The 12,534-nt window shown below is 62.9% G+C and carries 10 protein-coding genes; 8 read left to right on the top strand and 2 right to left on the bottom strand.

Going from position 1 to position 12,534, the window contains the following annotated elements; genetic code table 11:
• The first annotated feature begins 1 nt into the window (after window position 1).
• A complete protein-coding gene (locus GPX89_RS26825; RefSeq protein WP_157390409.1) occupies window positions 2–502 on the top strand; it encodes an SLATT domain-containing protein in 501 nt (166 codons plus the stop codon).
• A 202-nt stretch (window positions 503–704) separates the two neighbouring features.
• On the opposite strand, the gene GPX89_RS46280 is transcribed toward GPX89_RS26825, so the two are convergent.
• Window positions 705–950: a MarR family transcriptional regulator gene (locus GPX89_RS46280; protein WP_407939491.1), complete on the bottom strand. Its 246-nt coding sequence runs from the start codon at window positions 948–950 to the stop codon at window positions 705–707.
• Between the two features lie 1,039 nt (window positions 951–1,989).
• On the opposite strand from GPX89_RS46280, the gene GPX89_RS44840 reads away from it, so the two are divergent.
• Together GPX89_RS44840 and GPX89_RS44835 are read left to right on the top strand one after the other, a co-directional pair.
• Window positions 1,990–2,883, top strand: a complete 894-nt coding sequence (locus GPX89_RS44840) for a DUF5753 domain-containing protein (protein WP_235948045.1) — start codon at window positions 1,990–1,992, stop codon at window positions 2,881–2,883.
• Window positions 2,880–3,071 (top strand): DUF397 domain-containing protein, encoded by a 192-nt coding sequence (locus GPX89_RS44835; RefSeq protein WP_328602346.1) that lies wholly within the window; start codon window positions 2,880–2,882, stop codon window positions 3,069–3,071. Before GPX89_RS44840 ends, GPX89_RS44835 begins: the two co-directional genes overlap by 4 nt.
• An 87-nt stretch (window positions 3,072–3,158) precedes the next feature.
• Here the strand turns inward: GPX89_RS44835 and GPX89_RS26810 are convergent, their stop codons facing one another.
• The gene (locus tag GPX89_RS26810; RefSeq protein ID WP_157390406.1) at window positions 3,159–4,373 is read right to left on the bottom strand and encodes a cytochrome P450; all 1,215 of its coding nucleotides are present in this window, start codon (window positions 4,371–4,373) and stop codon (window positions 3,159–3,161) included.
• A gap of 50 nt (window positions 4,374–4,423) precedes the next feature.
• On the opposite strand from GPX89_RS26810, the gene GPX89_RS26805 reads away from it, so the two are divergent.
• The 5 genes from GPX89_RS26805 to GPX89_RS26785 all read left to right on the top strand — a co-directional run bounded on the left by GPX89_RS26805 (window position 4,424) and on the right by GPX89_RS26785 (window position 12,451).
• Window positions 4,424–5,455, top strand: coding sequence for a GAF domain-containing protein (locus tag GPX89_RS26805; protein ID WP_157390405.1), 1,032 nt, complete (start codon window positions 4,424–4,426; stop codon window positions 5,453–5,455).
• A 144-nt stretch (window positions 5,456–5,599) separates the two neighbouring features.
• The gene (locus tag GPX89_RS26800; RefSeq protein ID WP_198347599.1) at window positions 5,600–6,736 is read left to right on the top strand and encodes a GAF domain-containing protein; all 1,137 of its coding nucleotides are present in this window, start codon (window positions 5,600–5,602) and stop codon (window positions 6,734–6,736) included.
• A 1,171-nt stretch (window positions 6,737–7,907) separates the two neighbouring features.
• Window positions 7,908–9,719 (top strand): cutinase family protein, encoded by a 1,812-nt coding sequence (locus tag GPX89_RS26795; protein ID WP_157390403.1) that lies wholly within the window; start codon window positions 7,908–7,910, stop codon window positions 9,717–9,719.
• Window positions 9,719–10,930: a peptidoglycan DD-metalloendopeptidase family protein gene (locus tag GPX89_RS26790; RefSeq protein ID WP_157390402.1), complete on the top strand. Its 1,212-nt coding sequence runs from the start codon at window positions 9,719–9,721 to the stop codon at window positions 10,928–10,930. Before GPX89_RS26795 ends, GPX89_RS26790 begins: the two co-directional genes overlap by 1 nt.
• A gap of 153 nt (window positions 10,931–11,083) precedes the next feature.
• A complete protein-coding gene (locus tag GPX89_RS26785; RefSeq protein ID WP_157390401.1) occupies window positions 11,084–12,451 on the top strand; it encodes a MinD/ParA family ATP-binding protein in 1,368 nt (455 codons plus the stop codon).
• Window positions 12,452–12,534 lie beyond the last annotated feature (83 nt).

The following is a 12,534-nucleotide window of genomic DNA, read 5'->3' as shown; positions in this document are numbered from 1 at the left end:
GATGTCTGCTGTGGATGATCTACGTCAGAGCCTCCAGGCCGAAGCCGACCATATGCTCAGCGATCTGCTGTACACCGAGAAGTCTCACTTCGCGGCTGCCGAACGTGGTCAACGAAGTCATCTGGTTTTTGGTGGTATTGCGGCGGTTTCCGCGGCGATCGCCGCAGCGTCGGTGATCGGACAGTGGTCACCTGTGGTTGCTGCGGTGGCGGCACTGGTCGCCAGTGCGTTGTCGGCCGTTCTTACGCTGGTGAATCCGCAGGAGAGCGCGCAAAAGCACCTCGACGCCGGACGGGATCTTGCGGCGTTGAAGGTCGAGCTCCGTCAGGTCCGAAACCTCGATCTCGCCGCCGATTCGACTCTTGATCTCGCTGACGTGCGACGGAACCTGGGGGAGTTCGCGAACCGGAAGAGCGAAATCGACCGAGCAGCACCAGGACTCGGGGAGCGATCGTTCCGCAAGGCGAGCACGAAGATTGACCAGGGCAACTTCGCGCCGTAGTCGACTTGGGTGGTGCGCTGGGGAGGCGACCTGACCGCCAGCCCTCCGCGGCCATGGTCGCCGTGCTCCTGGCGCCTCTTGGTGTGGAGGTAGCGGATGAACTCAGCTTTCGGTAGTAGCCGATTGGTCCGCGTACTGAGGCAAGGATGGACGGCTAGGGGTAACCGGCTCAACGCGCATAGTTACAGCGACGGTTCGGGCCTCAGGGCCGCAGGAAGGGCCGATAGACAGGCTCATTCGCGACGCGGCGGCCGCGGTCTGTCGCTGTCCATCTGGCCGGGTTGTGAACGGTGCTGACGACGAGGCCTGCAAGGGCGAGTCTGTGAAGTACGCGTCGGACGGTCCCGGAGGCGAGGCCGAGCTCGTCGGAGAGCTGCCGCACGGTGCGGGACATCCCTGGTTCCGAGGTGCTCAGCGCGCCCAGTAATATCGCCTCGGTTACGCTCATCGCCATCGCCGGTACCCCTTCGCTCTGTCCGAAGCCATTCCACAGTGCGGCATCCAAATCCAGGCATGTCTATCAATCCCGGCTCTACGGTTTGGTGACACAGACAGCCAGGACGATGGGAGGCGGTAAGTCGCAGTGCGACAATGGAGTCTGTCTTCGTGGTCGGTGTTGTCGGACTTTGCCTAGACGTTCAGCGCCGAGCCTGTGGGCGTCCATGCCCATCCGCGCATCCTGGCGATCTCTATGAGTTGATTTCTGGCACTGCATGATTGCGGTGTCGCAGCGTCCCCTGCTGTACATGTGTGATGCCGCCGTAGCAGGATCTTTACACCGTTCTCGGTTTCCAGGTATTCCGAATGCGGCAATCTGCCATGACTGACGCGGGAGATGGTTCCAGTCACAGTTCGAAGTCCCATCCAGGCTTCCCTCGATTCGATTCCACAATCTCCAGGAGGTACTGCTTGCGCCCGCATGAGCGCTTGTCATTCCCGTAACCCGCCGTGCAGCTGAGATGGAGAAGTAGCTGCGCGCACACGGTCTGCGGGAACTCCAGAACCGGGTGCCATGTACCTCGCTGGTGGGGTGTCGGAGAAATCGGTCCAGAGCTCATGATCTGACGTACTTTTCGCGGTGGCGTCCGCCATTGCGGGCGAGACTGGGCGCTTCAATCCAGCTGCCGTCTTCGAGTCGGATGCGCACGGGAGCGTTCGACCTGTCGTACCGGCCCGCGTTTCTGATGTCTTCGATCAAGCAGAAGATGACGATGGATGAGCATGTTCCAACGAACACTATCAAAACCCAAGCATCCCAGGACATTACGTCTCCTAGAGGAATCCGGTTGATTTGCCGAGTGGCGGCTCGTCGGTGGTCGTCCTCGGTGCTATCTGTAAGTAGACACCAGTTCGTCGTTGGATTACTGCCCGTAGCGGGCAGTTCATGGAATATCCTGGATTGCCCGTAACGGGCAGTGCCCGTGGCGGACATGCCCTTCGCGGGCAATGCCCGTTCCGGGCATCCCTCAGATAGCGAGGCTAATGAAATGACCGGATTGACGGTCTCTCGCCTGGATTTCGGCAACTTCATGCGGGAGCTGAGGATGCGTGCGCCACGGACGGCTGTGCTCGCGGCGGCAACTCACATCGGTGCTTCGAGGCAAGCCATCGATCGCATGGAGGATGGTTCTCCGACTAGGCTCGGCGAACTGCACATCAACGCCCTGCTCGCCTTCTACGAGACTGATGACGATGCGCGCGCGAAGGCCCTGGAGCTGTGGGCCGAGGTGAAGACCGAGGAGAAAGCGGCCAGGGGACAAGGGGCCGTTTGGAAGGCGTACAAGGACCAGGTCGCACCCAATACAGGCAAGTTCCTGCGCTTGGAAGGTGTTGCGAGCCAGATCATCTCGCACAACCCGGTGATCCTTCCGGCGCTGCTCCAGATCCCCGACTATCGCCGTGCACTCGATCTTGCGGGGAATCCGAGTCCGACCCTGGTGGACCTCGAGCGCCGGATCGAGCTGAGCGCAAAGCGTCAAACGCGGCTCGACGATTCCGGATTCCAGTACGAGGCGCTGTTGAGCGAGGCCGTGGTGCGGAACCGTGTTGGGGAGCCCCGCGTGATGCAGGTTCAACTTGAATGGCTGGCGAAGGTGGGGGAGCGCGAGAACGTGGCGATTCGGATAATTCCGTTCTCGGCCGGTGCGAATCCTGGACTCACCATGCAAACATTCGACTGGCTGGAGTTTCCCCCTGGGACAAGCGGCCTCACCTTGCCGACGGTCGTCTATGCGGAGGGTGCTATAGGCAGTGTCTTCCACGAGCACGACGAGGAAGTCGACCGATATCGACAGGCGATCGAAGCCATCCGAACGGTAGCGTTGGGGAAGCAAGACACCAGGGACCTGGTGGTGAAGATCGCGAAGGAGTTTGCGGCGTGAAGAAGCCGGTCAAAGGCGAGTGGTACAAGTCGAGCCGGTCGAACAGCGGCAATCAATGCGTGGAGGTGTTCCACGGTGACGCCGTGACGAGGGTCCGGGACACCAAGGATGTCGGCCGCGGTCCCGTCCTCGAGTTCCCGGCGGATTCATGGGCGAGGTTCATCGACAGCCGCGTATGGGAGAGCTGAGCCCGATCTCCGATCGATTCCAGTGGAGGCGCTCGCGAATCGCTTTGTGGTTGCCGAGTATTCGGGTTACCGGCCAGTCGATGAATGCTACGTGAGTCGGACGGGAAGCGCTTCGAGACGACGGAAGAAGAGGCTTCGTCGCCAGCGCAGCTCGGTGGGAGCGGTGGCCAACTGCATGTGGGGGTATCGGTGAAGCAGGGTTGAGATCGCCGCCGTTGCCTCGGCGCGAGCCAGGCGTGCACCGAGGCAATAGTGGATACCGGTCCCGAACGAGAGGTGGCGGGCCGGGCGGTCGGGGTCGAATCTATCTGGGTCGGTGGTGGATTCGGGATCTTGGTTGGCTGCGAGGAGCGAGACCATGAGCAGTTCCCCGCGGCGAATCCGTTGGCCGGCGATAATGAGGTCGGTATGCGCCTGACGTAGGGTCGCAACAGGGAGCGGCGGATCAGCGCGCAGCGCTTCGTCGAGAATGGCGTCCAGCCGATCGGGCTCCGTGAGCACGCGATCGGTCTCCTCTGGGCTGCGTAGCAACGAGAGCACGGTACCGAGAATGAGATTCGACGTGGTCTCATGTCCGGCGATCAGAAGCAGCGCTACGGTTGATAATGCTTCCTTCAGATTGACCTCGCCGGTCGAGATCTGTTGTGTGAGTGCGGTGATCAGATCACTCTTGGGGCGAACTCGTCGCGCGGCAAAGTAAGGCAGTATCAGGCGCGCGAAATCGATGCTCGCGCCCCGCAATTGACGTGCCTCGGCAACGGTGACGTCGGAGAGAATCGCCGAAGAACGTTCGATTCGCTGTTGATGTCGGCTGTCGATGCCGGTGATCTCACAGATCACCGCCACTGGAAGCGGACACGCCAGTGCAGCAACCAGGTCGACGGGCTCGGCCGAATCCATCGAATCGATCAATCCCGTTGCCAGAGCATGGATTCGAGGTTCCATAGCGGCGACGGCTCGGGGCGTGAAGAAGTCGGCTACTGCCCTGCGCAGCCTTGTGTGGTCCGGCGGATCGGATCCGAGCATGTGAGTGACCATCCACTCGGTGCCATAGCGTAGAAGCCGTTGGCGAAATCCGGCACTGGCGTCATCGCTGGATACTCCGAGCATGGTGTCGCGCCCCTTGCCGATGCGAGGATCGGTGAGTACTTTGCGCGCCATCGGATCGCCGGTAATAAGCCATCCGTGAACTCCGGACGGCGTCTCGAACCGGTGCACCGGCCCGTCGTCGTGGATTTGCCGATAGAAGTCGTGGGGATCTCGAAAGTATGCCTCGTCGAAGGTGACGCTGGTGAGCGACATGGTTCCCCGGTTTCCGTGATCTTGGAACACGAAAAGCGCACTATTGCAGCATGGCTGACAAGATCGTACGGCAGGAGGAGCGCACACGGTCGCCGCAATGGCTGCTTGTCGAGACATTCGGTGAACTGGACGGTAACTACACGATCGTTGACTGGGGCGGGCACCCGAAGGAGTTCTTGTCACTGGACAAGGCCGTGAAGGGGGCGGCCGCGAAGATCAGGCAAGCCGTGGCGGCGGTAGGGCGGTCGCGTGAGCCGCTGACCGCGATCGGGGCCGGACGGCATGTCGAGGTGTATCCGCACTTCGTGGGTAACAGATTGCACGGTGTACAGGTGTGGTCGGGATTGGAAGAAGAGTCGCTGCCCCCACGCCCACGAGCCGGTGCGTGGGATATCAATCTCACGACGCTGACGGCGCTGGGGAGCGATGAGTGGGCGGAGCTCGCTGACATCCCGGAGGAGCAGCGTGGCGCCGAACGATCGTTGGCGAACATGTTTGCTCAGGTCCAGACCGACGAGAAGGAGTTGCTGGCGATGAAACGCATCATCGCCGCCCTGCCGGGCACCACACATCAGGGAGTCTGGACCGTATTCCGCCGCGATGGTGGTAGCTTCCGGTCGCACTTCTCCTGCCGCATTTACGACGAAGCCAACTCTGATGGGCACCATCACCGTATCGCCCGAGGGATCAGCCAGGAGATCGCCGCCACGGGAGCCGCCAGCGAGCCGGAGCCGCTGGTTTTGCTGGAACATCGGTTGCTCGAAGCCGACACGCCTCCGGGCGAGTACCGGGCGTTGATCAATCTCCGGAACCTCCGCCTGATTCGGTGGGTGCATGGCTCACCTGTACCTGATGAGATCGCCTGGCGCAGGAACCGCGGAGAGCCGGATCCGGAGGTGCATCCGGACGATCGCCGGGAAATGATCGGGATGGCACAAGGGCTCGCAAAGGCCGGCACCAGTGGTCGTTTGCGGGTGCGTGGCGTGGACGGCAGTTGGATTCCCATCAGTGCTCGCGCCAGTTTGGTCGCGATCGACCAGGAAACCACGGCTGCGCTCGTGAAGTTCACGATAGATCGCTAGAGGTTTGCGGGGTACGATACAGAGTTACGCTCCCGCTCCTGCGGGGATCCGGCTGTGGTCGGTCCAATGTGGACCACGCCAGGCAGTGGTCGTCGGGTAAGACCCGGCTGACGATGGTTTGCGCTGTCTGGAAGGGGTAGACCAATGACCGAGCCGAATGATGCCGTATCGCCGTCGCCGATGAACATGCCCGCCCGAGTTTCCCGGTGCCAGCACGCTGCAGGCGCCCACGTTCCCCGCCATTGGGCAGTCGTGGAGACCCTTGACGAGGCCCGCGAGGGCACGGTGATTGCGGATGGTCCCCACCCTCGACGGTTCGCCAGGCTCAACCGAGTATCGGTTGCCCCGACTATCGGCGTCGTTCGTCGCCTTCAGCCTGTAATCGCACAGTGCGTGGCGAGGCGTCGATTTGTCATGGAGCCGATGACACTGGCGTGTGGAGCGTTGATCAAGATCGTAGGAGCTCCGATCCTCGGCCCGTACGGGCACGTTCGCGCGGTCTGTATCTGGGTCGGCGAAGCCGAGGCTGCTCTGCCGCCACTCCCTGAGGTGGGGGTGGTGGAGTGGGACGCGGCGGTAGTGGTGTCGGCATCGCTCACCGCGCGCGCACTCCTGCTCGGCGACGAATCCGTTGAAGCATCACTGCTTCCGGATGTGTTGTCGAAGCTCGACCGATTCGAGAACCGATCCGACTTCCTTGCCTTGCTCAGTCTCGAAGACCCGATCGACGAATGGATCGGTAGCGCAACAAGGACTTTCGGGGATGGAACACTCCACCAGCTGCAGATCGCGGCCCGCGCCGAGGGCGCTGGCGCCGGCCGCCGCATGCGAGCCGTCGTGTGCGAGGTGGCCGACGACGCCAGCACCCCGCTGACGCCCGAAATGTATTTGAAGGCAATGCGACACGTCCCGATCCTGCCCGGACATGCACTGGCGATGGTCGATCTCAATGCGAAGGTGGTCCACGACTGGATCGCCAACGACGACGATCCGATGGCCGGCTGGTGTCATCACAGGCCGCTGCTACACCCCGACGATCAGGCGCGGATACTCGCGACCTGCGAAGCGCTGCTGGCTGGAACGACAATGACCGCGACGGTGCTCGGTAGGATTCGATTCGATCCGGTCGATGAATGGATCCAATTGGAGTCCACATGGACGCGAATCATCGCCGGTGACCAGCCCCAAGCGCTAGTTGATGTCGCGGTGATTCCGCCGCTGCCGACGTCCGTAGTGGACAGCTGCCCTCGATGCAGGCGGGCTGGCGACAGCGCCGCATAGGTCTTCTGGGATTCAAGTGACCATAATTTACCGGTACCTGCCACTGCTTTAGTATGGATCGCTGCAATTTATCTTCGGAGATATCTTGTGCAGCTGTGTGACATGGGTTACATTCGATATATATTCCTCTCGCGAGGATATTCCCGGCACCCGCCGTGCGGAACCGGATGAATTCCAGGCAGGCTTCAGGCGATTTTGCTGCCTTGTGCGTCGTTGCCTACCTGGATCAGCCCGATGGCTTCTGGGCCTGAGCGCAATGCTGGTGCGCTTCGTCAGGTACGGGGCCGGATGGGAGAGGGTGCGATGAAGATCCTCGAGCATGGTTGCCGACGTTCTCGTCGGCCCGGCGAAACTCGGTCGGTACTCGTGTGGGACACGGCTTTGAACGAACGTTTCGAGCGTCTCTACGACGAGATGATCGACGGTGAGTTGCGATCCCGTCGACGCGTGCGACACCGTTGGGTAGTTGACGACGAGTAGCGGAACGGCCGAAATGATTTTTTAAATCTGCACACCACCGAATATTGCATCGAACGGATCTGATCCATGATCCTTAGATCTCGATTTGCCTCGGTGATCTGTTGCGGATTTCACCGCCCTGATACCTGCTGGTCGATGTGTTCATGTCATTTCGACAGGTGCTGGTCACGGCTGGGTTCAAACATGTCGAATTCCTGGTCGACGCACTTCGGATTCATAAAATGTGGTCCCGCGAATTGCGTTGATCAATGGCGAGGATAGGGAGGTGCGCTGTGGCGGAAAAAGTGTGCGAACGCTGCGGGCATATGTGGCGGGACCGCGTGTTGAATATTCACCAAATAAGTGAACGGACAGGCCATTCCCCGGACAGAATCAGACACCTGCGGTCGCAAGGACACCCGCTGTATTCCCAAGCGTGGAAGAACGGCGACTCGGCGAACTCGCCACTGCTCCTTGAGGCATCCGTGGTCGATGAATGGGTCCAATCCCGCAAGCAGCGCCAAGGACAACGGTCATGAACGGCGCGCGGCGGAGCGATCGAATCCCTCAACGCTGCAGCGCAGGTGCATCACGATCGACAGCCGGGTTGGTTCTGTTGGCTGCTGGCGTAACTGCTTTCGCTGCCGTCACTCCTGGCCCAGCGTTGGCCGACCCCGCGTTGCCGATTACGAACGTATCGGGCTGCCCGGCAGTGGCTGGTGTGTTCCTGCCCGGTACCTGGGAAACCCACGCCGACGCGGATGAAACCCAGCCTGTGGGACTGCTCGGGCCCGTCGCGACAGCTCTGGCGCAGCAGTTCGGAGAGAATTTTGGGTTCCGGTTCCCGGCATATGCGGCCGAAGCATTCGACGGGATGGCCTATAGCGACAGCAAGGCCACCGGAGTCGCCGCAGTGCGGCGTGTGGTCGGCGACTTCGCGGACCGTTGTCCGGCAACGAAGTTCGTGCTGGCCGGCTACAGCCAGGGCGCGGACGCTGTGGGTGATGTCGCAGCATCGATCGGGTGTAGCGGAGATCCTGTAGCCGCGGACCGGGTACTGGCTGTGGGCCTGGTGGCCGACCCGAAGCAAGGTACGGCCGGCGGCAAGTTGGTAGGCCCTTCAGTGGACGGGCAGGGCATCGCCGGCACGCGGGCGGGAGGGTTCTGCGGACTCTCGGCGGTGACCGCGGAAATCTGTGCTACCAAAGACAAATACTGCGCCACGAACGCCAGCGAAGACCCGATCACCGCGGGGATCGGGCACGCTCTGACCCAATCCGACGACTCGACCAAAATCGACCCTGACCCAACCCAAACGGATGATCTTGGGCATGCGCTGTCGAGCGACCTGTCGGCCGACAAGATCACGGATCTGCCCGCGACCGTGGCTCGCCTGGGCACGCAGGCGGCGTCCGGGGCGGATCCGATCGCCTTGGCCGAGAGCGCTTCCGATGTGTCGAAAACCCTTCAACCATTGGCCGATCTGAGCACATGGGTTTTCAACACACCGGACGCGCAGAAGCGGCTGTCGGAAGCTTCGGACGGCTCGGCGGACAAGACCGCTGGTTCGGTCCTCGACGCGTTGCGCCGCTCGGATGTGAACACCGCGTTGACTGTGTTGTCCGACATTGTGTCGCAGAGCGGAGAGGATCATGACCGAATCGGATCGGCGCAGGACGCGCAGACGGCGGCGAATGCTCTGACACCGCTGACGGATTCGCTGTCAACGACGACCTCCGACTCGATTTCCCAAGCCGCGCGGGTGCTCGCGGTGCTCAAGCCGTCCGTGGTGATCAACCAGTTGGTCAACGTCGTGAGCAACGGACTGTCCTTCGCCGAGAATGTGCCCAGTCTGTCCGATGTGTTGGGACGGATGATCGGGCTCCTGGGGGACTCTGGGATCGACACCGCCGGCAAGGTGAGCGGTCTGCACGACTTGTTCGGGCAACTGAACGGCCTGTTCGAGCCGCTGGTGAAAATGGCTGCCGGAGTCGACCTGCACACAGCATCACGGCTGATCGCCATGATCCCCGATACCACCGGTACCGCCCAGGTTGTTTCGGCCATCGTGGCTGTGCTGGCGAACCTGGACGTGATGCAGTTGGCGCAACAAGTCGGTCAGCTGCAGGACAAGGTGTGGGCACTGGCCCAAACCATCAGCAGCGGAGGCGATCTCCTCGCCGTCGGTGCCCGCCTGCTCGACTTCATCCCAACCGCTCTCGGTTTCGCGACCCTGGCGCTGGACACCCTGACCGGAAAAACGACACAGCCAGGCGGCTCAGGTACCAGCGACTTGGCCGGGTTGTCGAAATCGCTCACCACCAAGAGCGACACCAACAGCAGCAGCGGCGCCGATGCGATCTCGAAATTGCTGTCCGAGGGTTCGGACGTGGCGTCGTTCCTGCTCTCCGGTGTGCACCAAGGCTACGACCACTATGTCGTGGACTCCGACGGCCGAACCACGGTGCAGTGGCTGACCGACTGGTTCGGCAACCGCATCCGCCACGTAGTTGGAGTCGTGTGATGGGCGGCGCGTTACCGGTCCTGCTCGTGCCGGTCGCGGCGTTGGCGATCGTAGGCGCCGCGCTGTTGTTCGGGTCGGGTGATCGCACTCCGGTTCAGCATGGATGTCTGCCGGACATTCCACGTTCGCAACCGCACATCAGTGTGCAAAGCGCGAGCCTGCGCGTGGAGACGCCGCTACCCGAGGGAACGTTCACAGTGTCCTCGGGATTCGGTCCTCGAGACGGCGGAGTCCATTTGGGTGTGGATCTCGCTGCTGCGCAGGGCACGCCGATCCTCGCGGCCACGGACGGCACGGTCGTCGCCGCGGGACCAGCGTCGGGATTCGGCAACTGGATCATTATCGACACCCTGATCGACGGTGGACTCCTGTCGACCGTGTACGGGCACATGTTCGACGACGGGGTCAACGTCACTGTCGGAGAACAAGTCCAGGCCGGCCAGCCGATCGGAGCGGTCGGAAGTAATGGCGAAGCCACCGGGCCGCACCTGCACTTCGAAGTCGTGCCGGGCGGCCGCCAGCAGGGCGGACATCAGATCGACCCGGTGCCCTGGCTGGCCGCACACGGCGCGCCCGTTGACGGCGACAGCACCACCGCCCAGCCAGCGGGCAGCACGCCGCTCAACGGAGACAGCGTCAGGCCGAGGAGTTCCCGGTCGACGGCGTTCGCCGCACGCATGGCGGGATTGGCTCTCGGATGTGAACCCCCGTCGGCGGTAGGCCGGGATGAGCTTCGTTCGGGATCGGTTCCGGCGGAATATGAGCCGTGGATCCGGAAGGCGGCGAGGACCTGCCCGGATGTGACGGGGCCGTTGCTCGCGGCGCAGCTACGGCAGGAGTCCGGATTCCGTGCCGACGCGGTGTCGCCAGACGCGGGCGCACAGGGACCCGCACAATTTATGCCCGCGACGTGGGCGGCGTATGGCATCGACGGTGACGGTGACGGCCGGATCGATGTGTGGTCGATCCCGGATGCCGTGATGTCGCAGGCGCGATATGACTGCGACCTGGTGCGGAGCGCGAAAACCGGTTTAGCACAGGGCAGTTTGCGCGGCGACCTGACCGAGTTGTGGCTGAGCATGTACAACTGCGGCCCCGAGGGGACATTGGCTGCAGGCGGCGTGTGCCAGAACTCCCAGACCCTGCATTACGTCAAAGCGATCCCAGCTCTGGCGGCCACCTACGTCCTTGCGAACGGTGGCGCGTCATGAAGGGCGAGAACGAGGAATGGACGCGGGATACCTGCTGGACCGAGATGCGGTCCCCGATGGCATGCCAGCGCCTGGTTCGTCGACTACGTCGAGGTTTCACCATAAGCGGCGAAAGTCGCGAGCTAGCAGCGGAATTGGGAGAGGAGGGCCACCATGAACAACGAAGTCGAGACGAACGCCGACGCCGCTGAACGCGATGACTACAGCGCTGAGCAGCCCGTCGATCTGCGTCGGCAACGGCTACGCGTCGGCAGCGACGACGGCGGCACCAGTATCGTCGGCGAGACAGACCATCTCGGCTCGTGTCAGGCCGAAAGCGATCCGATGCAACAGGATCGGGATCCCTACGGCGTCGGCGAGGAGAATCTGGCCGGATCCTCCGAGCCATCCGCGGACGAGGTCGCTGCGGTGCGTGAGGCCCGGCTGGCGATGCTGTTGAAACCCGCGGCAGGAGTCCACACCGATCCCGCGCGGTGGGGGTGGCGCGGTCGAGTCAACGCCTTCGGCCTCCGGATTCGGCCCCGACGTCGGGGCGATGAAGTGGTGTATCGCCAAGCGGTGGAACGTATCCGCCAGCCGCTGCCGGGTACGCCCGTGGTCGTCGTCGCGAATCCGAAAGGCGGTAGCGGAAAGACCCCGGCGACAGTGCTGCTGTCGGCGTTGTTCGGGCGACACCGCGGTGGCCGGGTGGTGGCCTGGGACGCGCACGAAGCCTGCGGGAGCCTCGCCGCGCGGGCTGCCAGTTGTGCGAGCCAGCATACGGTTTGGGACGTCCTGGGACATGCCCGTGAACTGTGCACGGCCAACGCCGATGCCTCCGGTTTGGCTCGATTCCTGCAACGCCAACCCACCCTCGACGAAATCCTGGCCTCGGACCAGACACCCGGTGGCAGCATCTGCATCGGCCGAGACGAGTGCGCGGCGATCCTGGCAGTCTTGCGGCGCCACCGCGAAATGGTGGTGGTCGATACCGGTACCAATGACCGCGCCGAGGCATTCCGGTGGGCTGTCGCCAACGCCACCCAGCTGGTCGTGCCGATCATCGAGCGCCGCGATGTGATCGTGTCGGCATTGCGGCTACTCGACGGCATCGCCGAGGACGGGCACGAAGACCTGGCCGCCCGCACGGTGATCGCGCTGTGCGGCGTCGGCCCCAAGCATGCCAAGATCGTCGCCACCTTGGTGGCGGCGGGGATCACCCGCATCGTCGCGGTGCCGTTCGACCCGGTCCTGGCGGGCGGTGAACGCATCGTGCTCACGCGGATGGGCCGCGCCTCGGTGCGCGCCTGGACCGAAGTCGCCGCCACGGTGGCCGACACCGTCGCTGAAACCCTTGCCACCCGGCACCTTCCGATGGAAACCCGGTTCGTCCCCGATGCCCGCTGGGCGGCAGGAGCAGACGACGCCACCCACCAGCGACTGCTGGCATACGCCCTGCATGAAGGCCAGCTCTCACGCGGCCGGAATGCCGGCACTACCACTGCGCGCGGCCCCTTCGACGAACTCGATCCGGGCTGGTGAATACGCACCCGAATTCAGGAGGTGAACCAGGATGACTAAGAAAGATGCAGACCCGCAGAGGATTCAGGCAATCCGTGCCGCAA

Source organism: Nocardia terrae, assembly GCF_009760405.1.
Classification (GTDB): Bacteria; Actinomycetota; Actinomycetes; order Mycobacteriales; family Mycobacteriaceae; genus Nocardia; species Nocardia terrae.
The sequence above is the reverse complement of the archived record's forward strand: the minus strand, read 5'-3'. Positions and strand labels throughout refer to the sequence as shown.

What these genes read in the sequence shown, in the direction of transcription:
- GPX89_RS26790 (WP_157390402.1), top strand. Translation starts at nt 9,719, where the DNA reads ATGGGCGGCGCGTTACCGGTCCTGCTCGTGCCGGTCGCGGCGTTGGCG.
- GPX89_RS46280 (WP_407939491.1), bottom strand. Translation starts at nt 950, where the DNA reads ATGAGCGTAACCGAGGCGATATTACTGGGCGCGCTGAGCACCTCGGAA.
- GPX89_RS44840 (WP_235948045.1), top strand. Translation starts at nt 1,990, where the DNA reads ATGACCGGATTGACGGTCTCTCGCCTGGATTTCGGCAACTTCATGCGG.
- GPX89_RS26800 (WP_198347599.1), top strand. Translation starts at nt 5,600, where the DNA reads ATGACCGAGCCGAATGATGCCGTATCGCCGTCGCCGATGAACATGCCC.
- GPX89_RS26825 (WP_157390409.1), top strand. Translation starts at nt 2, where the DNA reads ATGTCTGCTGTGGATGATCTACGTCAGAGCCTCCAGGCCGAAGCCGAC.
- GPX89_RS26810 (WP_157390406.1), bottom strand. Translation starts at nt 4,373, where the DNA reads ATGTCGCTCACCAGCGTCACCTTCGACGAGGCATACTTTCGAGATCCC.
- GPX89_RS26805 (WP_157390405.1), top strand. Translation starts at nt 4,424, where the DNA reads ATGGCTGACAAGATCGTACGGCAGGAGGAGCGCACACGGTCGCCGCAA.
- GPX89_RS26785 (WP_157390401.1), top strand. Translation starts at nt 11,084, where the DNA reads ATGAACAACGAAGTCGAGACGAACGCCGACGCCGCTGAACGCGATGAC.